This window comes from Legionella donaldsonii (genome assembly GCF_900452385.1).
GTDB classification, from domain to species: Bacteria; Pseudomonadota; Gammaproteobacteria; order Legionellales; family Legionellaceae; genus Tatlockia; species Tatlockia donaldsonii.
Genome location: NZ_UGOA01000001.1, coordinates 3133511 through 3160336 on the forward strand (window position 1 = coordinate 3133511; position 26826 = coordinate 3160336).

Sequence of the window (26826 nt, forward strand, 5' to 3'; positions counted from 1 at the left end):
GTTCACCTATTCGTATTTTTTGAGTAGTTCCATAATCTCATGGATGCGTTCCACCCTGAGTGATTCATCCTGACAGCAAGAAGCATCGGCAATGCACCCAATGATATGGGTTTCAAGCACACTAAGCTCTATGGATTTTATGGCGTTGCGAACAGCACGCAACTGAGACAGAATATCAACACAATACTGTTCCTGTTCAATCATGCGCTTAATACCTTGAAGCTGGCCAACAGCACGATTGATGCGAGAAAGCTCTTTTGTATGTGAAGAATGGTCTGGCATATCCTAGAATCCTTTAATAATTCACATCTTAGCATGAGCATCCAATCATTAATCATATGAACAATGTAACGAATGGATGCAGAGGTAAAAACTCTATGTACCCCATTATGTATCGCTTCACCCAATCTCTGTCAAGCCATACCCCATAGGGTATAATGAATAACCCTTTGTTTCGATAATAGTTTATCCAGCATGCAATTGTAACTTGCACTATACTCAATAAAAAAAGGATAATCATGATGAAATTAACGTTCCTAGGCGCCACAGAAACCGTAACGGGCTCTAAGTACTTAGTTGAGGCAGACCATAATAAAATCTTAGTGGATTGTGGGTTATTTCAAGGGTATAAGGAGCTTCGCCTTCGCAATTGGGCACCACTACCCATTAACCCCGCATCCATTAATGCAGTACTTCTTACTCATGCACACATCGATCACACCGGTTATTTACCCTTATTAGTAAAAAATGGCTTCTCTGGTCCTATTTACTGCACACCCGGTACCAAAGATTTATGTGCCATCCTTTTGCCCGATAGTGGTCATTTGCAAGAAGAAGAGGCCAAAAATGCCAACAAGTATGGCTATTCCAAACATCATCCGGCCCTACCTCTTTATACAATCCAGGATGCAGAAACGGCGTTAAAACAATTCCGAACCAAACTCTACAATACCCTTTTTGATCCTTTTAAAGACATGGAGGTTCAATTCATCCGTGCAGGTCATATTATTGGCTCATCCTTTGTTCGCATGAAGAACCATAATAAGTCCCTTTTATTTACTGGCGACATGGGAAGGCCTCATGATTGTGTCATGCAAGCGCCAAGCCTCATTGAAGACATTGATTATCTGGTGATTGAATCAACCTATGGGAATCGCCTCCACGACAAGACTCCTCCTACAGAGCTTTTAAAAAACATCATTAATAAAACCGTGCGACGAGGGGGCTCCATCATTATTCCAGCCTTTGCCGTGGCGCGCGCCCAAAGCATACTCCATTACATCTCACTATTAAAACAAGAGCAATCCATCCCGGATATTCCTGTATATCTCGATAGCCCCATGGCCATCAATGCAACCCATATTCTGTGTCACCATCAAGAAGACCACCGTCTGTCAGAACAGGAGTGTAAAAACCTGTGTGACACGGCAACCTACATCAGGACCCCTGAGGAATCCAAACAACTCGATAGCAATCAATTTCCCAAAATCATCATTTCGGCCAGCGGCATGGCAACAGGAGGTCGTATTTTATTTCATTTAAAAGCCTATGCCCCTCACCATGAAAACACCATCCTTTTTGCCGGCTACCAAGCAGGTGGAACGCGTGGTGCCCGTATGATTCAAGGTGAGACGGAAATTAAAATACACGGGCAGATGGTTCCTGTTAAAGCACAGGTTGAATCCTTAAGTAACCTCTCGGCCCATGCAGATTATGAAGAGCTCCTGCACTGGTTAAGCCATTTTCGTAAACCGCCTAAAAAAATTTTTATTACCCATGGCGAACCCCAAGCGGCAACTTCATTAAAGGCGAAAATAGAACAGCAATTTGGCTGGACCTGTGTGGTTCCTCACTACCAACAAACCGAGACGCTCACGTGAACACCACTCATGCAGCATTAACACTCACCCATATAGGGATTAACTCGTCAAAAATGGCGATTATTTACATGCGCGAAGACTGTCACATCTGTCGCTCAGAAGGGTTTGTGGCCGAGGCCCGCGTAGAAGTCACACTCAATAACCAAACCATCATCGCCACCATCAATACCACTGAGGTGACATCAAATTTACTCAAACCCGGCGAGGCAAGCCTCTCGAGCTATGCTTGGGATTTGCTCTCAGCAAAGATAGGCGATAAAATTTCTATTGCCCACCCAAAGCCACTTGACTCATTAAGCTCTATTCGCTCCAAACTTTATGGGAATGAATTAAAAACAGAAGAAATTAACCACATTGTGGCTGATGTCGTGACAGGACAACTCTCCGATGTTCAGATTGCTATGTTTCTTGCAGGAAGTGCGGGAAGTCGATTGAACACCAATGAAATCCTTGAGTTAACGAACGCCATGGTGCAAACCGGAAAGAAATTGCACTGGCCCTTACCGTTTATTGTGGATAAGCACTGTGTTGGTGGCTTACCCGGCAATCGCACTACCTTAATTGTAGTTCCAATAGTTGCAGCCTTTGGACTCATGATGCCCAAAACCTCCTCCAGAGCCATAACCTCACCCGCAGGAACAGCCGACACCATGGAGGTTTTTGCGCCCGTTAATTTAGACATCAAAACCATGCAAAAAGTAGTGGAGCAAGAACATGGGTGCATTGCTTGGGGTGGTGCCGTTGCTTTAAGCCCTGCGGATGATTTACTCATTCGCATTGAACGTTCCATCGATTTAGACAGCGAAGGACAAATGGTGGCTTCCATTCTCTCTAAAAAAATTGCCGCAGGTTCGACCCACATTGTCATTGACATTCCCATTGGTCCTACGGCAAAAGTAAGGACGATGGAACAAGCAACTGCTTTAAAAAATACCTTAGAGCGTATTGCCAAAGAATTTTCCATCCAACTCAATTGTGTTTTTACGGATGGAGTTCAACCCGTTGGTCGGGGTATCGGACCTGCTCTTGAAGCACGGGATGTATTTTCCGTGCTTTCTTGTCATCCATCAGCACCTCAAGATTTACGGAACCGTGCCTTAACCCTGGCAGGACACCTACTCGAATTTTCTCCCAAAGTTACACCAGGCTCGGGTAAACAACTCGCAGAGTCTTTGTTGAATAGCGGAAAAGCATTAACAAAATTTGAGGCAATCTGCCAAGCACAAGGTGGATTTTTTGACATTCCTTCTGCACCGTACACCAAAACCATTGAATCTACGGGAGCAGGCAAGGTCACGAGTATCGATAATCGCTTGATAGCCCGCCTAGCAAAACTCGCAGGGGCACCCAAATCAAAAGTTGCGGGAGTTGAACTCTTAACGCCGTTAAATACTATGGTAGAAAAAGGTCAACCCTTACTGATTGTTCATGCAGAGACTCAAGGTGAGCTTGATTATGCCTTGATGTTTCATCGACAAGGGCATCCTGTTATCCATATTGAGGAATCCACATGAAGCCCAACCCGATACTCTTTTCTCTATTTGGCAGCGACCATTTTGCCAAGGGAATGCATCAACAGCTAGGTTATGAAATGAGCAATATCACTCTGCACCAATTTCCCGATGAAGAAACAGTGATTAACATCAAATCGTTAGTGAACGACAAAGACGTCATCATGATTGCTGATTTAACCCATCCCAATGGCAAAATACTGCCTCTTCTCTTTACTGCTGAAACGGCCAGAGAATTAGGAGCAAAAAAAATAGGTCTCATCGCACCCTATCTTGTTTATATGCGCCAGGATAAACGGTTTCAACCTGGAGACAGTATTACTTCTCACTATTTTGCCAAACTAATTTCAAACTATTTTGATGGGTTGATGACCATTGATCCACATCTTCATCGTTGGCATGATTTAAATGACATTTATTCCATTCCGGCAATTGCACTACATGCAACTAATCCCATTGCCGCCTGGATTAACGCTAATGTGCCTGATGCATTGCTTATTGGACCCGATGCAGAAAGCTCGCAATGGGTCTCAAGCATTGCTCAAAGGATTAATGCACCCTTTTTAATTCTGGAAAAACAAAGAAAAGGCGATAATCTCGTTGAAATAACCATTCCGCAAATTGGCTTATATCAAAACCATACACCCATCTTAGTCGATGATATTATTTCAACAGCAGCCACCATGATTAAAACAGTTACTCATTTAAAATCACTCCTGATGAAACCTCCTATTTGTATTGGAGTACATGCTCTCTTTGCAGGAAACGCCTATGAGGACTTACAAAAATCAGGAGTCAAGCAAATCATCACCTGCAATACCATTGCGCACGCCTCGAATGCAATTGATGTAACGAATTTGATGATTGAGGCAATGGATGATTTATTTAAGACTTAAGGAGATAAGATGGAGGACGCCATTGAATCCATAAAGCAGTATATGCGGGCAGCCAATTACCTCTCTGCCGCGCAAATTTATTTAATGAACAATCGCTTACTGGAACAACCACTAACCTTTGCTGACATCAAACCACGCTTATTGGGTCATTGGGGCACTTGTCCTGGTATAAATTTTATCTATGCACACCTCAACTACCTGATTAAAAAACAGCAATCACCCATGCTTTTTATACTGGGTCCGGGACATGGTTATGCCGCCTTGCAAGCCAACCTATTTATTGAGGGAACCTCAATAAATATTATCCTAAAGCGTCTCATACCGAACAAGGAATTAGCTATCTCATTAAAAACTTCAGCTGGCCGTATGGCGGCTTTCCAAGTCAGGAGTTATTTTAGAAGGTGGTGAATTAGGTTATTCTCTTTCTACGGCCTTCGGGGCGGCGCTGGATAATCCAGAACTGATTGTTGCTTGTGTTATTGGCGATGGGGAAGCTGAAACTGGACCAACAGCCACAGCCTGGCATCTGAATAAATTCATTGATCCTGCGACTAATGGTGCCGTTCTTCCTATTCTTCACCTAAATGGATACAAAATCTCTGGCCCAACTCTTTTTGGTCGAATGAGCAATAAAGAATTGAAATCTCTCTTTTATGGCTACGGCTATCAGCCATTTATTGTTGAAGGTCAAGCCATTCATCAAAAAATGATGGATGCGCTTGATCAGTGTTATCAAACCATTCGAGCCATCCAAGAATCAGCTCGCCAGAACAACACAAAAACACCACCACGATTTCCAATGATAATCTTAAAAACCTTAAAGGGCTGGACAGGAATTAAAACCCTCCATGGACAAAAGATTGAAGGCAATTGCCTTTCTCATCAGGTAGTCGTCACACAAGCCAAAACAGATCGCCTAGAGCTACGCCTTCTAGAGCAATGGCTTCGTTCTTATCATTTTGAAACCCTGTTTAATAAAGAAAATGGATTTAACGAACACATTCGCGCTCTCGTTCCTGATAGTAAGTTATGCATGGGTAATAGCAGACATGCCTTTGGAGGCAAAAGCGCTTAAGCTTCCTACCATCGAACACATCGCAGAAGACGCAACCATTCCAGGAACAATAGGTTCAAGCAGTATGCGATGTACGGGAATTTATTTAAATGAGCTGTGTCAGCTCAATTCAACCCTTCGTAATTTTCGTCTCTTCTCGCCCGATGAAACCTACTCTAATAAACTCGATAAAATTTTTGAAACAACCCAGCGCGCCAATGTACAATTGAAAAAAGCATGGGATAAAGATATAAGCTCAGATGGACGAGTCATTGAAATGTTAAGTGAGCATGCTCTTCAGGGACTCATGCAAGGATATGTGTTAACCGGTCGTCATGCGATTTTTGCCTCTTATGAAGCTTTTATTCAAATCGTCTCCAGCATGACAGATCAATACATGAAGTTTTTACAAATTGCCCGCAACATTCCCTGGCGAGGAGACATTCCCTCTTTGAATTATATTTTAACTTCATCCGGATGGCGACAAGAACATAACGGCTTTTCACATCAAAATCCTGGTTTTATATCAAATCTTCTACAAAAACACGGGTGTTTTACGCGTGCATTTTTTCCACCGGATGCCACTACTATGCTGGTGGTTTTGGAACGTTGCCTTACCTCCTGTAATGCAGTCAACGTGATTGTTGCAGGTAAAACCTTAGAACCCCGCTGGCTAACGCCAGAATTAGCAAAAAAAGAACTTGGGCAGGGGCTGATGATTTGGGATTTCGCAAGCGACCTTAACCCAGATATTGTCCTTGCAGCAGCGGGGGACTATTTAACCAAAGAAGCACTTGCAGCCATTACTCTGGTTAAGGAGGACATACCCTCCATTAAGATTCGTTTTGTAAATATTCTTGAGCTTTCCGCTTTGGGCTTTGGAAATTCTAATTGCTCTTTTTCGAAAGATAATTTTAATGACTATTTCACAGAAAATAAGCCCGTCATTTTTAATTTTCACGGTTACCCTTCTGTCCTGCAACAGTTATTATTTACGATGAGCGACACCAGTAGGTTTTACATTCACGGTTACGTTGAGAATGGCTCTACAACAACTCCTTTTGATATGCACATTAGAAATAGAACCAGTCGATGGCATCTTGCCAAAGAAGTGTTCACCCTTATGGCAGAACAAAAAGTTATTTCTCAACAGGATAGTGCAAGACTTAATAAGAAATATGATAATAAGCTCATAGAGCACCGTGTCTATATTAAAAAATATGGTGTTGATCCCGATGAAATCGAACAATGGCAGTGGAAATAGCAAAATAGATTATCATTCACAATTGACGCATTATGTGTTTATTATTAGATTAAAACCGTCGCCTCTTCCTAGTTCATAGCATTTTAAGGGGTTTGATTTTTATGCATAAACTGTTCATCCGCTGATTTTAATCGCATTACCTGACATAAGGTAAGACCATTCCAATCAGAAACATCAGTTTGTAAGTCTTTGACTTGAACTAAAGGGTCGCCTGCTAGAAATGGTCTTTGTTTATGCAACCATCTTCCGACATAACAGACAGTTGCCATAATCATATTTATGGTAGTCTCTTTATAAGTTTTATTTTGAGTTGAAACAATATTGCATAAAAACTTTTGAAATTATTTTGTGACTGTGTGTCCTATTATCAATAGGGTCATGCCCTACTTCCATTTAAAAAATAAAGGAATTTAGCAATGTATTTTGCTTGTATTGTTCTGTTTTTAAAGGATCGCCTTTGACGTGAACCTGATAATAAAATGAAAACTATGCCGAATGAGTATCAAAGTGAACAGCTAGCTAATAACCATATCCATAAAAGAATGAGTTTAATTCTTTATTGCTCATTCGGCCAAAAATAGTTGGGCCAGATATTTTGTATCCGTTTAGTTGAAAAATGGGTAGAACAGCGCCATTAGTCGCCGGATCAATGAATTTATTCAGATGCCAGGCTGTGACTGTCGGTCCTGTTTCAGCTTTGCCATCACCAATAACATAAGCAGCAAGGATTTAAAGTCTTATCTACCTCAAACAATACCACATCTCCAGAAGATGTAAAAAATTTAATTTACAGTTCATGACAATTTCTCTGGGAATACAATTTTACTAATCATATAATGCCGTATTAGTTAATAACCGCGGATTAAGTATAAATATAAATGAGTTTGTTGTTGAGGAAAAAATCATTGAGATTCGCAACAAGCATGTCATTATCGACAGTGATGTTGCTGAATTATATAATGTTGAAACCAAGCGAGTTAATGAAGCGGTAAAAAACAATCCTGATAAATTCCCCAATGACTACTTAATAGAGCTTAATAGCCAGGAAAAAAATGAACTGGTCGAAAATTTCGACCAGTTCACAAAATTAAAGCATTCCACAGCCAACCCTAAGGCCTTTACTGAAAAAGGCTTATATATGCTGGCCACCATATTAAAAAGCCAGAAAGCAACAGAAACGACTTTAGCCATCATAGATACTTTTACAAAAGTTAGAGAAATATCACGCAGGATTAAAGCGATACTACAAACCCCTCAAAATTCACCAAAATACCACGAGCTTATGCAAAAACAGGGGATTTAATTTCTGATTTTGGTTGTCCCAGAACACTTAGATACTTCTGAAACCGAGGCAAGTATTGAGGTCAATCTTGCCATCGTAAAATTCAAATACACCGTAAAAAAACAAATAATTTACTCTTGGAACAATTAGAACATAAAAAGACATTTGTGATTTTTCAAGAATTGAAAATGACTTAGAATTTCTTAATAAAGCGCATAAAAAACTCTTTATCCAAATATAAGACCGATCATTTACGCCAGATGTATTTAACGTTCCTGACTATATCCGCAATGAAGACATATATCATGGCGGAGTGGAAATTCAATATGATTTTCCTGGGGAAGGAAAACCTATTACTACAGGATGGATAGCACGAACATGAGATCCTGCTGTCAAAGCTCGGTTTCAATTATTAATACAAAAATTAGCTTCTCATTTTGATGAGAAAATTGACGGTATAAACCTACCAGAAACATCGGCTGATTTTGACCCTGACCATATGCCTAAAGACTTCACATCAGATAAATATTTTTATTTAGTAATTGATAATATTAGCTACCTAAAAAAAGCTTTTCAAAAAAGTAGTGTCATCCAGTATGTCAATTTTTTTCAGGAGAATGGAACAATGGAACAATGGAACAATGGAACAATGGAACAATGGAACAATGGAACAATGGAACAATGGAACAATGGAACAATGACCATCATTATATGAGTAGGCTATTTGCTTTCGCAATGAATCACCACATTGGCTTAGGTGGTCCAGATTTCGTGCCTTATAAAGATTCTCAAATGAGAAATAGCTATCCTTTTTTTCATAAATTTAAAGGTAGAATATTAACAACTATAGCTATCCAATAACCTGATTACCCTTATAAAAACCCAAATACCGGTGATCTCTACAATTTTTCTTATTTCTATTCTTTTTCGAAAGAATACTTAGGTGCTTCAATTCTATTTTGGAACGTAGAAGAACCATTTTTTTAAGATCAGCTTTTACCTAAATTAGGTACTAACTATTTTAAATGCGATGAACAAAATGCTTAGAGTGCCTTTTCGTTCCATTGCTTGTCACACCCCGTGCGACACGAAGTCGCCAACTAGAGCTGCGGTACTCTGATACCGCCATCCATGCTACTGGATGAACCTACGATCCTGAATAAAGAGCGGATCGGACAACGTAGCGAAGCACGTAGGTGCGGGATTTGAAACGCAAGTGAATAATCCTTCTGGAAGCCGTAATCCGGGGAAGCGCAAGGTAGTGAATATGCCGAAGATATCTGAACCCGTGCAGAAAGATCGACAGAGGCGAGACCATGGAAAGCGGCTGTTTCCATGATACAGAAGTTGGAGGGAGCTGGGGGTAAACTTCCTCGTAGCCAAATAACTTCTCGGTCTATAGCGGGCGGCTAAGTTCATACGCTTTAATGGCGGAACGTGGTAAACCTGTATGGCTCCCTGCGGGGAAGGTTCGTCGTAAGACGCACTATGGTCATGCAGGCAAAGGAGGTCTGAAAAAGCAAATGTTGGTTTGTAATGAGCCAGATAGTGTGTGATTACACGGCATGAAAATGCGCCCACTTCGGACTGGTCCAAACTGGTGAGATAATTTGAAGAATCAAAATAATGAAGAAACGCAAATGACAACATGCAACAATGTTGGTGCCTCTTCAACGAAGCCCCCATGCACTTGGCATTCAATTCCTTGGCTAAAGGCAAAGGCACACGTATTTCGACTCCAAACACGTATCGCTAAGGCAGAAAGAGAAGGACGTCGTGGTAAAGTTAAAGCTCTGCAACGACTTCTAACGACCTCATTTTATGGTAGATGCATTGCCATCAAACGAGTGACTAGCAGCACCGGTGGAAAAACACCTGGTGTCGACGGTGTGGTTCTGAGAACACATGGTCAAAAGATGAATGCGATATTCGAACTTAGAAATAGAGGGTACAAACCTTTACCACTAAGACGAATATATATCCCTAAAAAATCAGGAAAGCTGAGACCACTCTCAATTCCAACAATTAAGGACAGAGGGATGCAAGCCTTATGGCATGCTGCCCTTACCCCGATTGCTGAAGAAAGAGCTGATCCGAACGCCTACGGTTTTAGACCGAAGCGGTCGACACATGACGCCATAGAGCAATGTTTCAAAATGCTGGCAAAAAGAAATTCAGCAAGATGGATTTTTGAGGGAGACATCCGTGCCTGCTTTGATCAAATCAGTCATGAATTGTAGTAGCTCATGATAGCAACTCTTCTTCTATCCGTTGTTTCAGTTGATTAAATACCTCCTGAAATGCGGTATTAATTTCTATTTCAGAACCTTCTGCTTTAGCAGGATCAGGAATACTCCAATGGAGTTTCTTCGGGTGACCAGGGAAAGTGGGGCAACTTTCGCTAGCTGCTTGGTCACAGACAGTAATCACTAAATCAATAGACTCTGATTTAAATTCATTCCAGGATTTACTACGAGGTGCTTCTGGTTTTATACCTTGACGGATAAGTGTTTCAATTGCTTTGAGATGTACGTTTCCAGCAGGGAAACTACCTGCGCTAAAGGCTAGATAGCGGCCATTGGAGTAATGATTGGTTATAGCTTCGGCCATAATAGATCGACAAGAATTACCCGTACAGAGAAATAATAATCTAATTGGCTTAGTATTCATCAGCTACAGCATCCAGTTGTTTTTGACTTGGTATCACAGCAAGAAGCCGTTGTGTTTTTTTCTGGTATGCAACAAGAGCTTTCCGCTGCTTTTTCACCAGAAAAAAATTGTACATCCTGCATGGTATGATAAGCTTCCCATGCGATTCCATTTGGATCATTGACCCATGACTTCTCTGATTTGGCGTAACAACAGCTTGTTTCACCATCACTATGCGTAGAAATATTGGCTTCTGAAAATTGTTTTCTTAATTCCGCTAACTCAACAGCATTATCTACTTGAATACCCAAGTGCTCCATCCCATGCGTGCCAGAACGAGTTGAAATTGCAAAATTGATGCGAGGATCTTCCAACATCCATTTGGCATAATCCGATTTCACTTTGACAGGCTCAGCTCCAAACAAAGCATTATAGAAACGGACGCTGTCATCAAGGTTGCTAACACCAATATGAATATGAAAACGTTTCATGATCTACTCCTTAGTAGAAGGACAACAACTATTTAATTCAATAACGAGACAATTTTTGGTATCGGGTTGTTGAATTTTGACTTGTTGTTTGCTACAACAATCCTGAACAAGAAAGGCAATAAAATCCCGCATTAATTCAAAATTTGCTGAATAAAAAACATAACGCCCTTTTCGGCAGGAGGTTACAATTCCAGCATGAGACAAATGGCTTAGATGAAATGACAAGGTATTGTGTAAAATACCTAACTCATCACCAATTGCACTTGCTGATAACCCTTCCGGTCCCGCCTGAACAAGTAATCGAAACACTTGCAAACGAGTTTCTTGCGAAAGGGTATCAAATATTTTTATAGATTTTTTTATGTCCATAATTCTAGAATAGTCGAAATATTAAAATCAGTCAAATGTATTTGATGTGGTAACTCAGAAATGATCTACCTACGTTTCGCACCAAGATAAACGATTTTTATAATTATTCTGTTCAATAGCCAGGCAGGAGAAGCCTGTGCCACGCGCAGATTCTGCGGCAAGTCCATAGATTTCAAGAGCATACTGACCAAAATAAGAAATGATTTGTTGATGTACTGGTTTTAGATTAGTTACCACACGATGTTTTTGATCGTTTGTCAGGATGGTTACAACAGCTATCACGTTCATCAGCTCAGCAATCCATTTCATTGTGGGATTTTGTACTGGCTTACCCAGCTGATTGGGAAGTGCTTCATCATGCTCCTTTAAGCATTGCCTGATGTGAGCTTGAGCAAAATTGTACACCATGAGACAAAGCGTCATTACCATCATCAAGGCTGTAATTCGCTCAGGTGTTTTAAGGAAGAAAGAGTCCAGTTCGAAGGCATTGTTTTTCATGAATTTAAAGCTTGATTCGACACAGGATTGCTCTTTATATTGTTGAAGCATGGCATGATTATTCAATAGCGAGCTATCACATTGATTACTGGCCAAAATAAAGCGTCCCAGTGTTTCTTTTTTAGCACCCACCCTCTCCAGACAGGTAGAAAGACAGGCTTGTATTTGATATCCAATCACCATTTTTTGAGCTCCAGGTTTTGGGCGACCTTTCCCTGTATGGCGTTCAACAGGTAGAATCTCATAATGAATTTGGTGGTATTTGAGTGATTTGATGAGCGGTTTTAATGCCTGCTTTGCATCGTCAGGACATTGAAAGACCTGGTGACCAAGATGCCATAAGGATTTAATGAGCTCTTGAGATTTTTTATCCAAATGCCTCTGAAAAGTCTTTAGCTCTCGCAACCTCGCCTGTTGCGACTCAATCAAAACCCAGCGTTGTGGAATACCATAAAGAACCGTTTCATGAACACTTCCACGATAGTTTGCATCAAACGGCTCCCAGGTCAGAGCATCACAAGGCTTGTTCAACAATACTTTGGCTTCATTAAGCTGTGCAGGTACTCGGGTTATCCAAAACACGTTATTGAGGCTTGCCAACTGCTCTGGAACATAAAAGGCGGCATCAACCACAAAACAAAGGCCATCAGGCATCCCATGAATACTTTGTGTAAACGCTTGCACCCTCCTAACCGTCTCTTGGAAACTTGTTTTATCACTACTATTCCCATCTAAGGCCTCCATCCATAAGGGGATATTCGCAGCTCCTCCTTGTACTAGTGACAGCATCACTTGCTTTAGATCAGAGCGATTCGCTTTGGAATATCCGTAGTCTGGTTGCGCAATCCCGGGCGCGGCCTCTTCTGTGTCATAGCGGCCGTAAAGAACAAAGCTTGTACTGTCTAAATGCAGTCTCTGGCTTAGTAAATTTTTTTCTCGGGCAATCTCAAAAGCCAATTCCGAATAAAGCCTGGTCACACCGTATTCTGCGATTTTATCCAGGCAGCGACCAAGACTGTCATCATTCAGGTGTGCCGCGTCTAGTTCTGAACCAAGCAGTTGAGCCACAGGCTTATCTTGGAAAAAATGCGGCGTCATATACAACCGGCTATTCATAAAACCCAACCCATTGATAACCATCGCCGCTACTCGACGACCATAGCTTACCACGCCTCCTTTTTTTTCATTTAACTCAAGGCGTGCATCAATTCTCTCTATTATCCCTAATTCTCTAATCGTTGCTGCAACAAGTCCTAAATGCCCCAATTGCTCTGAACTTACTGTATCTCGATTCAGCATCCTTCTCTCCAATAGGTCTTTGGGAGACAAGGGTACCTGATTCTTCTCTTGTGGGCTGTGATCTTTTTCTTATATCGGCTTGATCTTTTTCTCAATTTAACTAATGCGATAATTCCTTGGGGATAATTCTAATTTTAGCTTTTTCATGCTGCGGAATGTCCGATAAATTATTGGCATTCATTAATTTTTCACTGGGGTTGGTTAAAGGAGTGACCAGTTGTATTAGCAGAATGAAAGTGATTATTAGGAAAGGATATTTTAACAAGGATGGCGCTTTTTTCTCTCCAACCAAACCAACTAGAAATAAACTAGAAACAATTAGCAGGATTGTTGGTGCTTGGAGAGTATTAAGCAACATACAAAGGTAGAATAAGGGGGCTATTCGAGCAAAACGTTTATAAAAATAAGTTCCTGCATTCTTGATATTACTAAAATCTGTTTTATGATAACTGTAAAACAAGGCAAAGCCGCTAATAGCGAAGAAGCCATCGACGCTTGCTATTCCTGCCGTCATAATGCCATGAAACTGTTTTAAATAATTGAGATCTAAAAACTGAATATAATGATAAATTGCAACCGATAGAGCTAACAAGCCCCGTGTAATATCAATCCCATCAATTCTTTTCATGCGTAAATAGATTTTAAAATAACCACTATACTTGAGATCCTTCGTTGATTAAATCTTTGAAAAATATTTTTCATTTGAAAGAAAAAATAAAAAACATATTGACTTTCTTTTTGACAATTTATTGTTGTTAATTATTTTGCCAGTCATTAGACGATATAAATTTACCTTTCTCACCCTTAATTTATCTCTAAATGAAGAACTCACTGGGGAACCTGCGAATAAATGCAGACGGCACAGTTTTTATTAAACCGCGCAAATGACTTTCCCCTTCCCCTCCAAATGTGTTTGTGGTAGAAAGTGCTTTTTGTTAGCAAAATATACACGGGGCATTACATGTCAATAAAGTCAGATCGCTGGATAGAGAAAATGGCATTGGAACATGGGATGATTTCACCTTATCAACGCGGACAGGTGCGTGAGACAGATAAAGGCCGAATCATTTCTTATGGGGTTTCCAGTTACGGTTATGATGTGCGTTGCGCGGATGAATTTAAAATATTCACCAATATTAATTCCGCTATTGTTGATCCAAAAGCGTTTGATGCGAATAGTTTTGTAGACGTAAAATCCGATGTTTGCATCATTCCTCCCAATTCTTTTGCCTTGGCTCGTACAGTAGAATACTTTCGTATCCCGCGTAATGTATTAACGATTTGTTTAGGTAAATCAACCTACGCACGTTGCGGTATCATTGTGAATGTCACACCGTTGGAACCTGAATGGGAAGGTCATGTGACCCTGGAGTTTTCCAATACCACGCCACTCCCCGCTAAAATCTATGCTCATGAGGGTGTGGCGCAGATGCTCTTTCTGGAATCCGATGAAGTTTGCGCGGTATCTTACCGCGACAGAGGTGGAAAATATCAAGGGCAGACTGGCGTTACGTTACCGCGCACCTGATTCCATACGGCGGTTAGTCGTCGGTGTCTTTGAGCGGGATATGGCCTCGTGATGCGTCAACCCGCTCTCTAAGCTCTTTTCCGGGCTTGAAATGAGGACTATATTTCGCCTCAGTAACTACCTTTTCGCCTGTTTTAGGATTATGGGCATTGCGTGGTGGACGATAATGTAGTGAGAAGCTGCCAAAGCCCCGGATTTCAATGCGTTTGCCATCAACAAGCGCTTCACTCATTAACTCAAGAATTCGGTTAATACCATCAGTAACCTGTTTTTCAGGAAGATGTGTCATTTTTGCAGCAAGGTTTGCAATGAGTTGCGATTTAATCATACCCACCTCGGTTAGCCGCGTTGTTAGGGTGTCAGTACCAAGACACAACAGGTGCCGACTTTCTTTATTCTATTTAAGTATAGACGCGAAAAGAAATTATTCAATGTTATCAACTAACTGTAATAATATTCTAAATAGTAACGCATTGTTATCCATCTTATTAAATAATTTACCTTTTGCAACTAGGGAAAACATTAGTTTACCTTGATTTTTGCCAGTCCTGCCCGGCTGACGCTTGATCTTGGCGTTGTTGGATATAGGCTTTAACAATGCCCCAGCTCATTTTTACCTGGGTTACTGTCTCTAAGGTAAACAAATCCGAACGGAGTGTTTTACTGGTAGTAATGACCAGGGCTCCTGGTTGAATTTGCTCAACAAGTTGACTAATGGCCAACCAGGTTTCGCCAAAAAAAGCGGTGGCATTAATAAAAATAAGATTGGCATCGGCAACACTGGTTTCTAGAAAGTTACCCTGTATGAATTTAATGCGGTTAGCCTTGGTTTCATAGTCTCGAATGCATGTTAGGCGTTGCTGTTGCTGTTGAGCACAGTGGTGTAACGATGAAAAAAGCTCAATGCCACAGCTTTTTTTTACGTCAAACACCATGATGCAAGCCAATACTGCCTTCCCTACACCACTGCCCAAATCATAGAAGACAGTGGATGGCCCTGGTTTGCCTAAGGATAGCAGTGCGATAAAGGATTCAAAGTCTATTTCTCCATAGACATATTCCGGTGCATCTTGCTTGGTCCTTTCTACTTTAGATAAGGCAAAACCATCGACATTTGCATACAATTGTCGATAAACCTTGTAGTGCTTATTAAGGCTCAAGCTTTTTCGCCAGCGTTGTAATTTAATTTGCCGTCGCCAGAGGGGCAAAAATAAAAAAAGAGAGCAAATCACAATAAGGGATGCAAGTAACATATTAAATTAGGTAGTCCCTGGCCTGTGAAGTATCGGTGTGTTTTGAGGCGTCATACCCTCTCCCATTCGTTCCCTTAATACAGTGTATAACTTTATTAGAGTGAAATGGTCTATTTTATGCTTTTTTCGCTTATCCGCCTGTATGTGCTTAAAACGGTTTTCCGATGCTTAAACACGTGATCATTACTATTCTCTTCGTTTTTCTTATTGCGCTGCTAATTATTTATTATTGGCAGAGGAATTTGATCTACTTTCCAGCAAGGGAACAGCCTGAGCGCCATGCCTACCAGGCAGATGATATGCAGCAAATCACGCTACATACAGTGGATGCATTAAGCTTAAACGCTTGGTACAAACCCGCCGCCTCAGGGCAACCTACCTTGCTATTTCTACATGGTAATGCAGGGCATATTGGCCACCGAATGCCTTTCGTGCGGCAATTTCTAGCGAGCGGTTTTGGTGTATTGTTACTGGAATATCGGGGCTATGGAGGTAATCATGGCCAACCCACAGAACAAGGGCTCTATCAGGATGGCCGTGCAGCCGTTCAATTTCTGCTAAATCAAGGAGTTAGAAACAGCCAATTGATATTCTATGGGGAATCATTGGGCACTGGCGTGGCAACTGAACTGGCTACGGAGTTCCCCATTTGCGCGCTGATTTTACAATCACCCTACACGTCAATGTCAGCAGTCGCACGATTTCACTACCCTTGGCTTTTGATATCACCGTGGGATAAATACGATTCTCTGGCGCGTATTCAAACTATCCACGCCCCTCTATTGATCCTGCATGGTAAGCAAGATCGCATTATTCCCTATGAGCAAGGATTGATCCTTTTCGAACAGGCAAATCAGCCCAAGCATTTAGTGAGCATTGCTGATAGAGGCCATAATGATTTATGGAGCCCCTATTTTACTCAGGAAATAAAGAACTTTATCAGCACTAATTGCCATTAATAAGATCTTAATGGGCATGATTCGTGCATTCTATTGTAAATTTAATGTTAATATTCCCTTAACCTTAATTGATTAGAATGGAATCATAACTCTAGCGTGGAGAACATTGTGCCTACTTTGTCTGTTACATCGACACCAGGCTTTTTTACGCGCCAACTTGGCAGTGTTGCAAAGCCCATTGTCAAAACCTCTTCAGAGCCAGCTTTTGTCAATGTGGGTGGAACTGGCGATTGTGGTTTTAGGTCGATTGCAGCTTGTCTAATTGATGATTATTTATTTAAGAGAAATGTTGATAATCAACAGATTCTTGAAAGACTGCTTGCGCGTTACTTCGAATATTTTCCTCATCCACAGCCTTTTGGCCGTACGGCAAGAGATCGCTTGGAAAGTATGACTAGAAGCCCTCTAGCGATAGCGGAATGTACTCGTCGATTGGCTTATGTTTTACGCCAGATCGCGGTTGATGAATTATGTGCACATCCAGAGAAATATCGCGGGGCCTTTGCTTCTTTCGAGGATAATGATCAGCATGCCAATGAAGATAAGGAAGCAACGCCAGAACGGATGCGCCAGGAAACAACCTGGATTGATGAGAGTGCTATTGCAGCATTGGCTAATGCTCTGAAATTGCCTATCGAAGTACATGTGGTGACAAAGAATAAAGAGTTGCCTATGCGCCTGCAATATAATGCTTCTTCTGATAACACAGCAGAGGTTGTAATGCAGTTACAGAATGGACATTATATACCCCGCGTAAGTCAGCCAGCTCGCTTTATGAATATTAGTGAGCAACAAAAGAATATGGGACCATTACAACCTGTCACTCAAACTGTTCAGGATCCTCCTTTGTCTGAAATTCTGGCTAAAATTGCAGCAGAAGATCAGCGTTTGCTGGAGGAATTTGAAAATACTGTCAATCAACTCACTGCAAGTGTAATTGCAGGTGAAGTGACCAAAGAAGAATTGCTTGAGATTTATGTTAAAGGCATGGCAAAGAGTGATTATTTGCAGGGCCGGGTAAAATATGTAGGTCTTGAACACGGGAATCAACGCTTTTTCGAAGCCTTGAGAGTGCGAAACCTGGAGCGAAAATCAAAGCAGTCAGGTTGGGTTCTGATAGCCATGATAAGCAAGTCGTTAAAGAGCTGGTACATGCCATTGCCCGGGCAATCAGTATTGGCCAGTTGGATCCAGGGGTGGTCTTTGCCAAGATTGAACACGATGACGATTTTAGAGTAGCTATGCCGGCACTTAAATAAAAGTGTATGAAATTGAAACGGCCACCTTGTGTGGCCGTTTTTTTAAATGGCCCTTAAAGGAAACCCTGTTCTTTCATCCACTCATCATTGGCATGTTTAGACATGTAATTGCGGATGGAGTCCGGCAAAATAACCAGACATTTTTGTCCTTCGCGAAGAGAACTTGCCGCTTGCAATGCACCCCACATGGCAGCGCCGGAAGAGCCGCCAACTAATAATCCCTCTTCACGAATCAATTCTCTTGCCACTCGAAACGAATCGGCATCATTTGTTTTAACGTAGGTATCAATTAAGCGGTTGTCTAGCACATCAGGAAAGAAATCATACCCTATTCCTTCCACGTGGTAAGGCTTAATTTCGTCACCACCACCCAGAATAGAGCCAACAGGATCGATACCCACAATTTTAATTGCAGGGTTATATTCTTTTAGTCTTCTGGCAATCCCTGTTATCGTTCCTCCGGTACCTACACCGGCGACTACCATATGCAAATCCTTACCAAAATCGTCAATGATTTCCTGAGCAGTACCCTGATAATGCGCATTGGGGTTATCTGGATTGGCATATTGATCAAGGATATGTGAATTAGGAATTTGACGTTGTAAGTCTTTGGCAAGTGAAATATGGCTATCGGGGTCATTCCATGCTGCTTCAGTACGAGTACGATAAATGGTGGCTCCCAGGCGCTCTAAAACAGATTGTTTCTCCTGACTCATTTTGTTGGGCATGGTAATAACCACGTTATAACCCATGACTGCACCTGCCAGAGCGATCCCAATACCTGTATTGCCTGAAGTGGGTTCAATTAACGTATCGCCTGGTTTGATTCGCCCTTCACGCTCTGCGTTCTTTACCATTTCATAACCGATACGGTCTTTAACGGAGCCGCCTGGATTAAGAAATTCACATTTAGCATAAAGTTCACAGGCAAGTTTGGCGCCCAGTCGATTAATTTTTACCACAGGCGTATGTCCTATCGTGGCGAGAATGTTTTGATAAATCATAGGTAGTCCTTGTAATGATTTATCATTCAGTATACGACAGAGCCTAAGGCTTGCCCACCTCTATGCCTACTATTTACATTGGACTTCATCGGGAACTCTGCCAGCGGGAGAATTGCTGTGTCCATGCGAATACTCGTGTGCTCCATGTTTGTTCTATTTTTACCTGCCGTTTTCTTGTTTGGTGGTAAATTGCAGGTTGATTTTACAAGTGGGCTTGCAGCAGCTAGAATGGCTAAACAGATGTTAAATCACTCAATTTCAAGGATGACAGCATGAAAAAAATTGTTTCTTTTGCGAATCTGACTGTCGCTGTATTATGTACAGCTCCCTTACTATTAACCGGATGCCAGGGTATCGAAGAACTTTTTAGCGATTCTTCCCAGCGCTCCTACGAGCCAGGCCATCATGCAGGGGCCGGTTATGGCAGGGCGAATAGATCACAATCGCAGTCGCAATCGACTCAATATACAACGTCTACTAGTGGTTCTACTTCAACAGGGAAAGCGTCTGTAACACCAGCTACTCAATCAACCACTACCAACGCCAGTGTTCCTATTGAACCACCTACTGTCCCTACTATCGCGCCGACCACAGCAACATCGACAACTACGCCAGCAGCAACAACCAGTACACCTCCCAGCGGTATGGCTCCACCGACTGTTAGTCAATAAAGACCAGGGCCTGTTGACATCTCTACTATCTTGGTCGAAAAGGGTTGATTTACGAGCATCGCAGCACAGTTTACATGAGAGTAAATGAGCAGCGAGGCGCAGGAAATCAACCCTTTTCGACTCAAGCTAGCGAAATGTCAGGTGGGGTACCAGGACTTTACTAACACAATTCAGTGGTCATTAAATTTTGTCAGGAATTGGAGCTTGAAGCGGAATAATTGATCGTCTTCACGGACCAGATATCCTCGTGTATGCTCGCAGCAAAAGACCAATACGATTTCCAATCAATTTTTGTTGAGTGTAATAAATGAATACATTGAAAGCACAAGCTGCAAAGGCTGCATTAGCTTATGTGGATGATAATATGATAATCGGAGTGGGTACCGGCTCAACAGTCAATTACTTCATTAATGAGCTGGCAACCATCAAACATCGAATCGACGCTTGTGTGGCTAGTTCAAAGGCAACCGAGAGTCGGTTACGTGCCGCTGGTATTCCCGTTATCGATTTAAATTCAGCAAGCGATTTACCCCTTTACGTCGATGGGGCTGATGAAGTGAACGAAAGGTACGAAATGATTAAGGGGGGAGGTGGCGCACTGACCGGCGAAAAAATTGTTGCTACGGTAGCGCGTCAATTCATTTGCATCGTTGATGAATCAAAACTGGTAAAGCATTTAGGTTCTTTTCCTCTGGCTGTCGAAGTGTTACCGATGGCACGCAGTTATGTTGCGCGTGAAATTGTTAAATTAGGGGGGGATCCGGAATATCGTGAAGGTTTCATTTCTGACCATGGCAACATTATTCTTGATGTTTATAACCTGGAAATTACTGATGCAAGGCGGTTAGAAGACACAATCAATTGTATTCCCGGTGTCGTGGAAAATGGTTTGTTTGCTAAACGACTGGCGGATAAGGTTTTGGTTGCCAGCGAAAATGGCGTCAAGATCATTGGATGAAACAGACTTGAACGATTTGAGTCAATCACAAGAAGTTATCAACTGTTAGGAAAGGAATAAAAGGGAATACAGGGTTATGAACTTTACCAAAATTTTATTGCAAACTATTGTTAGCAGGGCAGTTAGGTCAGTTTTCTCTATCTTTCTTTTGATAGCTGGATCACTATTATCCATGTCGTCGTTGGCAGGCGGCATGAATGAGGTTGCAATGTCTGGCAAGCGGGAACTAAGGCCTTGGTCAATAACAGGAAGTCTGGGGTAAACGGATTACCAAAATATGTACAAAGCCGATGGTCAAACGGGGATAGGCCGATTTGCTCTTGGCCGAGATTTGCTGATTTATAAGCAATGGATCGTGGGTTTGGAAATAGGCATACAAAATGGCAATGACATGCGCCTTGGTCTTTCCCAGGCTACGCTAAATGAACTTGGCGGTCTTCCGATTCAATCGACGGTTAAACCTGTCCTTGATTTACTCGCCACATTAGAAGCCCCCCTGTGGGATACAAGGGCGCTTTTTGGCCAACTCAAAGGAGGCGTTGCCTATCGTCGCTGGCAATTTAACAATCGCGACAGTATTAACGACAAGTCGCAATTGGCTGGGGAAGTCCAGGCGGGTTTGGCTTATTCAATCAGTGAGTGCACCAGTTTGAGTTTATTGTATCAGGGAATTTTTGGCAGTAACCCCCATTTTCGTGTTAATGCACTTCAGCAGACAGGTCAGGTCGCTAATATTCCGATACAACAGGGGGTATTGCTTGGTTGTTCAGTGAGAGTTTAATCCATACAAATCATAGGGATTGTGATGAATAAAAAACTAACAATGGTGGGTATTGGTATTGTTTCAGCGGTGAGTCTTACAACGGCAGTCTATGGAGCAAACCCTGCTTCAACACAGTACGTTGATCAAAAAATTCAGCAAGCTGTCAGTCAGCTTGAGTCGCAAATTGCCAGTATTTCCGGAACACCTGGCCCTCAAGGTCCGCAGGGTCCACAAGGTTCAAGTGGTGTGGGTATTCCTGCGGGAGGGACTACAGGACAGTTGCTGGCAAAAGTGACCAATCTTAATTACGATACGCAATGGATTGATGGCCCCGTTACTTATGCTGTAGGCCAGCAGACGATGGGGGGCGTCGTGTTCTGGGTCGATTCCTCCGGTCAGCATGGGTTAATTGCTGCCAGTGCGGATAATGAAGGAGGAGGAACGGTCACGTGGCGAAATAGTACTGATGTACTGACCAGGGCCATTAGTGACGGGATCTATGGTGGAAGGCCTAATACGGGGCAGATTATGGCTCTGCAGGTTCCGGATGGCAATAATATTTTCGCAGCCCGAGTGTGTTATAATTATGCCATTCAGGCCGATGGCACTAGCGCTTGCGCTGATCCGGGTGCTGCTGGCGCCACGTGTTATGCGGACTGGTATCTCCCTTCAAGATTTGAGCTTAATCAACTTTATTTACAAAGAGCTGCCGTTGGCGGCTTTACCACTAATAGTTATTGGAGTTCTACCGAGAGTTCGGCAAGCGACGCCTGGGCCCAGAGTTTTACGAATGGTAGCCAGAGTTTTCCTTTGAAGGATTCTCTGATGCAGGTACGTTGTATCCGGGCTTTTTAACCCGCTTATTCTTAATTTTTTCTTAAGTTATACTCGATATACTTCCTTTATCTGAAAAGGGAGTATGCGATGCGTGTATTAATTGTCGAGGATGGTGCTTTTAATGCGTTTTGCCTAACGCGTTTGCTTGAAAGTGTTTTTCAGCAAGCGCAAGTCACTGTAGTAGGAGATAGTCTTAGTGCCCTCAATGATCTTAGGCACAATACCCCTGCTTTGGTGATTGTGGATGGTCATTTAAGGGCTGGCGATGGGCTAAAATGTAATGGTCCTGCGCTGGTTGATGCGCTATGGCAAACCAATCCCCATCTTCCTGTGATAGCTTGGTCAGATTGTGAGACCATGCGACATGCTTTTGCTGAAATCTTCAAACAATATAACAAGCCTTTTAACGAGTATACTTATTGGCCTAAAGTGGTCAATTATGAGCGTATCCGCATGTCTTTGTCGTATTTATTGCGTGCTGCCTCGGATTCCTTTGAACCCCTGCAACACAGTGAAAGGGTAGAAATACTCCACGCTTAATTGCTGTTGCTTGGCCTGGCATAACCCAAAGAGATGAATTTTCACTTTGTGGTGCTTTTGTTTAGTGCGCTTCATCCCAATCATGGCCGACTCCAATCGAAACGATTAACGGTACCGATAGTTGCACGGTATGTTCCATCAACTCCCGAATGGTTTGCGTGGCATAATCAATAGCAGATTCGTGAATCTCGAAAACAAGTTCATCATGCACTTGCATCATCATTCTTACAGGTGGTTTTCCCGAGGAGTTTTGCCAATTAGCAATTGCAAGCATCGCTTTTTTTATGATATCTGCCGCTGTACCTTGCATAGGAGCATTGATTGCAGTGCGCTCGGCGGCTTTTTGCCGCATTAAGTTGCGTGCATTAATCTCCGGCAGATAGAGGCGGCGGCCAAACAGCGTTTCGACATAACCCTGTTGATGAGCTTGCTTGCGGGTGCGCTCCATGTAGGCAAGTACGCCGGGATAGCGGGTGAAATAAACATCAATGTAATATTGAGCGTCCTGGCGTTCAATCCCCAGTTGCTTAGCGAGGCCAAAAGCCGACATGCCGTAGATCAAGCCGAAATTGATCGCTTTGGCACGGCGACGTTGTTCGCTAGTGACCTCAGCCAAATCAACCTGAAAAATTTCACTGGCAGTAGCCGCATGAATGTCCCAACCACTGGCAAACGCTTTAAGCAGATTTTCATCTTGCGAGAGATGCGCCATGATGCGTAATTCAATTTGTGAATAATCCGCTGCCAATAAGACATGATTAGGTGGCGCGATAAACGCTTTGCGAATTAGGCGCCCTTCTTCGTTTCGTATAGGGATATTTTGTAAATTAGGTTCGCTGGAAGACAGACGTCCAGTTGCTGCCACTGCCTGATTATAACAGGTATGTACCCGCCCTGTTTTGGGATTAACACGTTTAGGCAAGGCATCAATGTAAGTAGATACCAGTTTGCTTAAGCTACGGTATTCAAGAATAACTGCTGGCAGGCGATAGTCAAAGGCGAGTTCTTGCAGGATTGCTTCTGCAGTGGATGGCTGTCCGGTGGGGGTTTTAGCCAGAGCCGGTAGCTTTAATTCATCAAAAAGAATTTCTTGCAATTGTTTGGGAGAATTTAGATTAAAAGGTCTACCCGCTAATTGTATGGCTTCTTGTTCCAGCAAAATGATGCGTTCTTTAAGGCGATGGCCATGTTTTGCCAAAGTCTCCAAATCGATAAGAACTCCACCGTATTCCATATTGGCAAGCACAGTAAGTAAAGGTATCTCAATGTCATGTAACACGGTTTTCAATCGTTCATCGAGCATGGGATAGAGTGTGTTATGCAATTTTAAAGTGACATCAGCATCTTCTGCAGCATAGGGGGCTGCTTTGCTAACAGGGATTTGATCAAAGCGTAGCTGCTTTGCACCTTTGCCTGCAATGTCCTCAAAACTGATGGTCTTATGTCCTAAATATTTTAACGCCAGGGAGTCCATATCGTGCCGCCCTGCGCTGCTGTTTAATACATAAGACTCCAGCATAGTGTCGAAAACAATACCTTGCAGGCTAATACCATGGTTTTTAAAGACGTTATAATCGTATTTTAAATTTTGACCAAGTTTACCTATAGCTGGATTTTCAAGAATTGGTTTTAAGCGGTTTAGTACCGAGTCACGAGATAACTGCTCACTACCATCGTTGTGTGTCAAAGGAATATAGACCGGGTTGTTTTCAGTAATGCTTATGGCTATACCGACAATTTCTGCATCCAGCGAGTCGAGACTCGTTGTTTCAGTATCAACACAAAACAGATCACAAGCCTCTAATTGACAAAGTAATTCATTAAATTGCATTTCAGTGGTGATGACACTAAAGGCAGCTTGTTGTCTTTGTATGGTGGGTGTCGTCGGACTGGATTGTTGTAAGCGCTCTTCCTGCTCCAAAAGTTCTTTTAACCAGGTTTTAAATTCCAACTCTTTGACAAGGGCAATTAATCGTTCTCTATCCGCTGTTTTAGGGCTGAGATCGGAGAGCGTTAATGGCAATTCCACATCTGTTTTAATAGTGACAAGTTTTTTAGATAGCGGTAAATAATGAAGACTTGAGCGTAAATACTCTCCAATTTTGCCGCTAATTTTATCTGCTGCATCAATTAGATTATCCAGTGTTTCGTATTCCTGTAACCATTTGGCTGCCGTTTTAGGACCACACTTCGTGACCCCTGGTACGTTATCTACACTGTCGCCAATTAAAGTTAGATAATCAATAATCTGCTGTGGACTGACACCAAATTTCTCTTTGACACCATCTATATTCAGCAGTTGATTGCTCATAGTGTTGATAAGAGTGACCCGCTCATTAACTAATTGAGCCATATCTTTATCACCAGTTGAAATCAAGACGTCGAGACTTTGTTCGACGGCTCGGTGAGCGAGAGTGCCAATCACATCATCTGCTTCAACGCCTTCGATAATCAATAAGGGTAAACCCATCGCTTGTAGCACATCAATCATGGGTTTAAATTGATCGTGTAACTCCTGGGGCATGGGGGGGCGGTGAGCTTTATAATCCGGGTACCATTCATCCCTGAAGGTTTTACCTTTAGCATCAAAGACAACCGCGATTTGCTGAGGCTGATAGTCTTTGATTAATCGTTTAACCATATTGGCAACACCATAGATGGCGCCAGTAGGTTGCCCTTTAGAATTGGTAAGTGGCGGTAATGCGTGAAAGGCGCGAAAGAAATAAGAAGAGCCATCTACCAAAATTAAGGGTGCAGTCATTATTCTTGAGCCTCGTACTGATCCAGACGTGCGTTCAATTCTGCAACTTTTTCACCCAATCCTTTCAAGTTTTTGCGCATTATAGGAATACGAGTGACAGAGAGCTCCTGTTCAATTGCTTTATCTTTAGGACGAGCTGGATTTCCTAAATAGATATTGCCTTGCTTTAAATGTTTTTTGGGAGGTACACCAGCGCGTGCACCTAGAATCACCCCATCATCAATCCGGACATGATCACTGACACCCACGTTAGCTGCAAAAATGACATGGCTACCACTGGTTGAACTTCCTGCTATACCAGTAAAGGCACAAAGAATATTATGTTGGCCTAGCTTCACTGAGTGTGCTATTTGTACCAGGTTGTCAATTTTCGTCCCTGCCCCAATAACCGTTGCGTCTAAGGTGGCTCGATCGATCACTGTATTTGCACCAATTTCAACATCGTCTTCAATAATTACCCGACCTATGTGAGGTACTTTCAAATGCTGACCGTCAGTAAAAGTATAACCAAATCCATCTGAACCAATCACTGTGGAGGCATGAATGGACACACGGGAGCCAATTTGACATTGGTGATAAATGGTTACATGCGGGTGTATGGTGGTATCGCTACCGATGATTACGTCGTAGCCAATATTGACATGCCCTTTAATAACCGTGTTATCCCCAATGACAGATCCTGCTTCGATGGTTACATAAGGACCGATAGAGACGTTTTTACCGAGGGCGACATCTTGCGCAATCACCGCTGTAGGATGTACACCAGGGGTTGCCTTTCTCGGAGGATGGAAATGATTTAATAATTGAATAAAGGCTTTAAAAGGATGCGATACGCGTATAAGAGCTTTGTTTTCACTATTATATTGGCTATTAACTAAAATGGCTGCTGCATCTGATTTTTCAGCGAGTTGGAAATTATCACCACTATCTGCAAAAACCAGCGAGCCAGCAGTAATATTATTGATCGGGGCGAGAGAGGTAATAATAATTTTTTCATCACCAACAACAACACCTTGAACTAAATTAGCTATCTCATACAACGAAGCATTCATTAATGGGCCTTATAATTACGCAAAATAGTTCGATTATACTCCGATGCG

The 26826-nt window shown here is 42.2% G+C and carries 30 protein-coding genes; 17 read left to right on the forward strand and 13 right to left on the reverse strand.

The genetic code is table 11. The features are described from left to right. Positions 1–6: 6 nt before the first annotated feature. A complete protein-coding gene (locus DYC89_RS14140; protein WP_115222368.1) occupies positions 7–282 on the reverse strand; it encodes a metal-sensitive transcriptional regulator in 276 nt (91 codons plus the stop codon). Between the two features lie 239 nt (positions 283–521). On the opposite strand from DYC89_RS14140, the gene DYC89_RS14145 reads away from it, so the two are divergent. From DYC89_RS14145 to DYC89_RS14170, 6 genes are read left to right on the forward strand one after another with little or no spacing between them, the layout of a single operon-like run. Then, on the forward strand, positions 522–1880 hold the full coding sequence (locus DYC89_RS14145; RefSeq protein WP_115222369.1) for an MBL fold metallo-hydrolase RNA specificity domain-containing protein: 1359 nt from the start codon (positions 522–524) through the stop codon (positions 1878–1880). Then, positions 1877–3394 (forward strand): thymidine phosphorylase family protein, encoded by a 1518-nt coding sequence (locus tag DYC89_RS14150; RefSeq protein WP_115222370.1) that lies wholly within the window; start codon positions 1877–1879, stop codon positions 3392–3394. The genes DYC89_RS14145 and DYC89_RS14150 overlap by 4 nt, the downstream gene beginning before the upstream one ends. Next, positions 3391–4287, forward strand: a complete 897-nt coding sequence (locus tag DYC89_RS14155; RefSeq protein ID WP_115222371.1) for a ribose-phosphate pyrophosphokinase — start codon at positions 3391–3393, stop codon at positions 4285–4287. The genes DYC89_RS14150 and DYC89_RS14155 overlap by 4 nt, the downstream gene beginning before the upstream one ends. A gap of 9 nt (positions 4288–4296) precedes the next feature. Then, positions 4297–4695, forward strand: a complete 399-nt coding sequence (locus DYC89_RS16860; protein WP_115222372.1) for a hypothetical protein — start codon at positions 4297–4299, stop codon at positions 4693–4695. After that, the gene (locus tag DYC89_RS14165) at positions 4679–5362 is read left to right on the forward strand and encodes a hypothetical protein (RefSeq protein WP_281271389.1); all 684 of its coding nucleotides are present in this window, start codon (positions 4679–4681) and stop codon (positions 5360–5362) included. The genes DYC89_RS16860 and DYC89_RS14165 overlap by 17 nt, the downstream gene beginning before the upstream one ends. Next, on the forward strand, positions 5337–6605 hold the full coding sequence (locus DYC89_RS14170; protein WP_181879413.1) for a hypothetical protein: 1269 nt from the start codon (positions 5337–5339) through the stop codon (positions 6603–6605). Before DYC89_RS14165 ends, DYC89_RS14170 begins: the two co-directional genes overlap by 26 nt. Before the next feature lie 83 nt (positions 6606–6688). On the opposite strand, the gene DYC89_RS14175 is transcribed toward DYC89_RS14170, so the two are convergent. Together DYC89_RS14175 and DYC89_RS16965 are read right to left on the reverse strand one after the other, a co-directional pair. Further along, positions 6689–6880 (reverse strand): hypothetical protein, encoded by a 192-nt coding sequence (locus DYC89_RS14175; protein ID WP_181879414.1) that lies wholly within the window; start codon positions 6878–6880, stop codon positions 6689–6691. Positions 6881–7124: 244 nt separating this feature from the next. Further along, positions 7125–7334, reverse strand: coding sequence for a hypothetical protein (locus DYC89_RS16965; RefSeq protein ID WP_115222782.1), 210 nt, complete (start codon positions 7332–7334; stop codon positions 7125–7127). 175 nt (positions 7335–7509) lie between these two features. On the opposite strand from DYC89_RS16965, the gene DYC89_RS16865 reads away from it, so the two are divergent. The 3 genes from DYC89_RS16865 (at position 7510) to DYC89_RS14195 (ending at position 10127) form a co-directional block, all read left to right on the forward strand. Next, entirely contained in the window at positions 7510–7908 is a 399-nt protein-coding gene (locus tag DYC89_RS16865; protein ID WP_342767885.1) for an ORF6N domain-containing protein, read from the forward strand. A 612-nt stretch (positions 7909–8520) separates the two neighbouring features. Then, entirely contained in the window at positions 8521–8748 is a 228-nt protein-coding gene (locus DYC89_RS16635; protein WP_220271778.1) for a hypothetical protein, read from the forward strand. A gap of 779 nt (positions 8749–9527) precedes the next feature. Then, positions 9528–10127, forward strand: a complete 600-nt coding sequence (locus DYC89_RS14195) for a reverse transcriptase N-terminal domain-containing protein (protein ID WP_115222375.1) — start codon at positions 9528–9530, stop codon at positions 10125–10127. A gap of 4 nt (positions 10128–10131) precedes the next feature. On the opposite strand, the gene DYC89_RS14200 is transcribed toward DYC89_RS14195, so the two are convergent. From DYC89_RS14200 to DYC89_RS14220, 5 genes are all read right to left on the reverse strand, one after another. Continuing rightward, positions 10132–10557, reverse strand: a complete 426-nt coding sequence (locus DYC89_RS14200; RefSeq protein WP_115222376.1) for an arsenate reductase ArsC — start codon at positions 10555–10557, stop codon at positions 10132–10134. Beyond that, positions 10557–11027 (reverse strand): ArsI/CadI family heavy metal resistance metalloenzyme, encoded by a 471-nt coding sequence (locus DYC89_RS14205; protein WP_115222377.1) that lies wholly within the window; start codon positions 11025–11027, stop codon positions 10557–10559. Before DYC89_RS14205 ends, DYC89_RS14200 begins: the two co-directional genes overlap by 1 nt. A gap of 3 nt (positions 11028–11030) precedes the next feature. Next, complete coding sequence (locus DYC89_RS14210; RefSeq protein WP_115222378.1) at positions 11031–11396, reverse strand: ArsR/SmtB family transcription factor; 366 nt, start codon at positions 11394–11396, stop codon at positions 11031–11033. 69 nt (positions 11397–11465) lie between these two features. Beyond that, entirely contained in the window at positions 11466–13193 is a 1728-nt protein-coding gene (locus DYC89_RS14215) for an IS1634 family transposase (RefSeq protein WP_115220201.1), read from the reverse strand. Positions 13194–13293: 100 nt separating this feature from the next. Continuing rightward, positions 13294–13821 carry an acyltransferase family protein gene (locus tag DYC89_RS14220; RefSeq protein WP_115222379.1) on the reverse strand — a complete coding sequence of 176 codons (528 nt, stop codon included), beginning with the start codon at positions 13819–13821 and terminating at the stop codon, positions 13294–13296. A 333-nt stretch (positions 13822–14154) separates the two neighbouring features. Here DYC89_RS14220 and dcd point away from each other — a divergent pair, with 333 nt between their 5' ends. Beyond that, a complete protein-coding gene (gene dcd, locus DYC89_RS14225; RefSeq protein ID WP_058445856.1) occupies positions 14155–14721 on the forward strand; it encodes a dCTP deaminase in 567 nt (188 codons plus the stop codon). A 13-nt stretch (positions 14722–14734) separates the two neighbouring features. On the opposite strand, the gene DYC89_RS14230 is transcribed toward dcd, so the two are convergent. Continuing rightward, positions 14735–15097 carry an integration host factor subunit beta gene (locus tag DYC89_RS14230; protein WP_162262677.1) on the reverse strand — a complete coding sequence of 121 codons (363 nt, stop codon included), beginning with the start codon at positions 15095–15097 and terminating at the stop codon, positions 14735–14737. 151 nt (positions 15098–15248) lie between these two features. Further along, positions 15249–15974, reverse strand: a complete 726-nt coding sequence (locus tag DYC89_RS14235; RefSeq protein ID WP_115222380.1) for a hypothetical protein — start codon at positions 15972–15974, stop codon at positions 15249–15251. A 164-nt stretch (positions 15975–16138) separates the two neighbouring features. Here DYC89_RS14235 and DYC89_RS14240 point away from each other — a divergent pair, with 164 nt between their 5' ends. Both DYC89_RS14240 and DYC89_RS14245 read left to right on the forward strand, forming a co-directional pair. Next, positions 16139–16933: an alpha/beta hydrolase gene (locus DYC89_RS14240; RefSeq protein ID WP_115222381.1), complete on the forward strand. Its 795-nt coding sequence runs from the start codon at positions 16139–16141 to the stop codon at positions 16931–16933. Between the two features lie 108 nt (positions 16934–17041). Next, positions 17042–18172: an OTU domain-containing protein gene (locus tag DYC89_RS14245; protein ID WP_115222382.1), complete on the forward strand. Its 1131-nt coding sequence runs from the start codon at positions 17042–17044 to the stop codon at positions 18170–18172. Positions 18173–18245: 73 nt separating this feature from the next. Here the strand turns inward: DYC89_RS14245 and DYC89_RS14250 are convergent, their stop codons facing one another. Then, entirely contained in the window at positions 18246–19196 is a 951-nt protein-coding gene (locus DYC89_RS14250; RefSeq protein WP_115222383.1) for a pyridoxal-phosphate dependent enzyme, read from the reverse strand. Between the two features lie 272 nt (positions 19197–19468). Here DYC89_RS14250 and DYC89_RS14255 point away from each other — a divergent pair, with 272 nt between their 5' ends. From DYC89_RS14255 to DYC89_RS14275, 5 genes are all read left to right on the forward strand, one after another. Beyond that, positions 19469–19867 carry a hypothetical protein gene (locus DYC89_RS14255; RefSeq protein ID WP_115222384.1) on the forward strand — a complete coding sequence of 133 codons (399 nt, stop codon included), beginning with the start codon at positions 19469–19471 and terminating at the stop codon, positions 19865–19867. A 307-nt stretch (positions 19868–20174) separates the two neighbouring features. Then, on the forward strand, positions 20175–20825 hold the full coding sequence (rpiA, locus tag DYC89_RS14260; protein WP_115222385.1) for a ribose-5-phosphate isomerase RpiA: 651 nt from the start codon (positions 20175–20177) through the stop codon (positions 20823–20825). Between the two features lie 277 nt (positions 20826–21102). Continuing rightward, on the forward strand, positions 21103–21606 hold the full coding sequence (locus tag DYC89_RS14265) for a hypothetical protein (protein WP_115222386.1): 504 nt from the start codon (positions 21103–21105) through the stop codon (positions 21604–21606). A 24-nt stretch (positions 21607–21630) separates the two neighbouring features. Continuing rightward, a complete protein-coding gene (locus DYC89_RS14270; protein WP_115222387.1) occupies positions 21631–22443 on the forward strand; it encodes a DUF1566 domain-containing protein in 813 nt (270 codons plus the stop codon). Positions 22444–22512: 69 nt separating this feature from the next. Next, positions 22513–22965 carry a response regulator gene (locus tag DYC89_RS14275; protein ID WP_115222388.1) on the forward strand — a complete coding sequence of 151 codons (453 nt, stop codon included), beginning with the start codon at positions 22513–22515 and terminating at the stop codon, positions 22963–22965. Between the two features lie 61 nt (positions 22966–23026). On the opposite strand, the gene polA is transcribed toward DYC89_RS14275, so the two are convergent. Further along, the gene (gene polA, locus DYC89_RS14280; protein ID WP_115222389.1) at positions 23027–25726 is read right to left on the reverse strand and encodes a DNA polymerase I; all 2700 of its coding nucleotides are present in this window, start codon (positions 25724–25726) and stop codon (positions 23027–23029) included. Next, positions 25726–26778 carry a UDP-3-O-(3-hydroxymyristoyl)glucosamine N-acyltransferase gene (lpxD, locus tag DYC89_RS14285; RefSeq protein ID WP_115222390.1) on the reverse strand — a complete coding sequence of 351 codons (1053 nt, stop codon included), beginning with the start codon at positions 26776–26778 and terminating at the stop codon, positions 25726–25728. Before lpxD ends, polA begins: the two co-directional genes overlap by 1 nt. Positions 26779–26826: the final 48 nt, after the last annotated feature.

Bases quoted from the DNA above. Each gene is read 5' to 3' on its own strand.
- DYC89_RS14140 (WP_115222368.1), bottom strand. From the start codon at position 282: ATGCCAGACCATTCTTCACATACAAAAGAGCTTTCTCGCATCAATCGT.
- DYC89_RS14145 (WP_115222369.1), top strand. From the start codon at position 522: ATGAAATTAACGTTCCTAGGCGCCACAGAAACCGTAACGGGCTCTAAG.
- DYC89_RS14155 (WP_115222371.1), top strand. From the start codon at position 3,391: ATGAAGCCCAACCCGATACTCTTTTCTCTATTTGGCAGCGACCATTTT.
- DYC89_RS16860 (WP_115222372.1), top strand. From the start codon at position 4,297: ATGGAGGACGCCATTGAATCCATAAAGCAGTATATGCGGGCAGCCAAT.
- DYC89_RS14170 (WP_181879413.1), top strand. From the start codon at position 5,337: ATGCCTTTGGAGGCAAAAGCGCTTAAGCTTCCTACCATCGAACACATC.
- DYC89_RS14175 (WP_181879414.1), bottom strand. From the start codon at position 6,880: ATGATTATGGCAACTGTCTGTTATGTCGGAAGATGGTTGCATAAACAA.
- DYC89_RS16635 (WP_220271778.1), top strand. From the start codon at position 8,521: ATGGAACAATGGAACAATGGAACAATGGAACAATGGAACAATGGAACA.
- DYC89_RS14195 (WP_115222375.1), top strand. From the start codon at position 9,528: ATGACAACATGCAACAATGTTGGTGCCTCTTCAACGAAGCCCCCATGC.
- DYC89_RS14200 (WP_115222376.1), bottom strand. From the start codon at position 10,557: ATGAATACTAAGCCAATTAGATTATTATTTCTCTGTACGGGTAATTCT.
- DYC89_RS14205 (WP_115222377.1), bottom strand. From the start codon at position 11,027: ATGAAACGTTTTCATATTCATATTGGTGTTAGCAACCTTGATGACAGC.
- DYC89_RS14210 (WP_115222378.1), bottom strand. From the start codon at position 11,396: ATGGACATAAAAAAATCTATAAAAATATTTGATACCCTTTCGCAAGAA.
- DYC89_RS14215 (WP_115220201.1), bottom strand. From the start codon at position 13,193: ATGCTGAATCGAGATACAGTAAGTTCAGAGCAATTGGGGCATTTAGGA.
- DYC89_RS14220 (WP_115222379.1), bottom strand. From the start codon at position 13,821: ATGAAAAGAATTGATGGGATTGATATTACACGGGGCTTGTTAGCTCTA.
- dcd (WP_058445856.1), top strand. From the start codon at position 14,155: ATGTCAATAAAGTCAGATCGCTGGATAGAGAAAATGGCATTGGAACAT.
- DYC89_RS14235 (WP_115222380.1), bottom strand. From the start codon at position 15,974: ATGTTACTTGCATCCCTTATTGTGATTTGCTCTCTTTTTTTATTTTTG.
- DYC89_RS14240 (WP_115222381.1), top strand. From the start codon at position 16,139: ATGCTTAAACACGTGATCATTACTATTCTCTTCGTTTTTCTTATTGCG.
- DYC89_RS14250 (WP_115222383.1), bottom strand. From the start codon at position 19,196: ATGATTTATCAAAACATTCTCGCCACGATAGGACATACGCCTGTGGTA.
- DYC89_RS14255 (WP_115222384.1), top strand. From the start codon at position 19,469: ATGAAAAAAATTGTTTCTTTTGCGAATCTGACTGTCGCTGTATTATGT.
- rpiA (WP_115222385.1), top strand. From the start codon at position 20,175: ATGAATACATTGAAAGCACAAGCTGCAAAGGCTGCATTAGCTTATGTG.
- DYC89_RS14265 (WP_115222386.1), top strand. From the start codon at position 21,103: ATGTACAAAGCCGATGGTCAAACGGGGATAGGCCGATTTGCTCTTGGC.
- DYC89_RS14270 (WP_115222387.1), top strand. From the start codon at position 21,631: ATGAATAAAAAACTAACAATGGTGGGTATTGGTATTGTTTCAGCGGTG.
- DYC89_RS14275 (WP_115222388.1), top strand. From the start codon at position 22,513: ATGCGTGTATTAATTGTCGAGGATGGTGCTTTTAATGCGTTTTGCCTA.
- polA (WP_115222389.1), bottom strand. From the start codon at position 25,726: ATGACTGCACCCTTAATTTTGGTAGATGGCTCTTCTTATTTCTTTCGC.
- lpxD (WP_115222390.1), bottom strand. From the start codon at position 26,778: ATGAATGCTTCGTTGTATGAGATAGCTAATTTAGTTCAAGGTGTTGTT.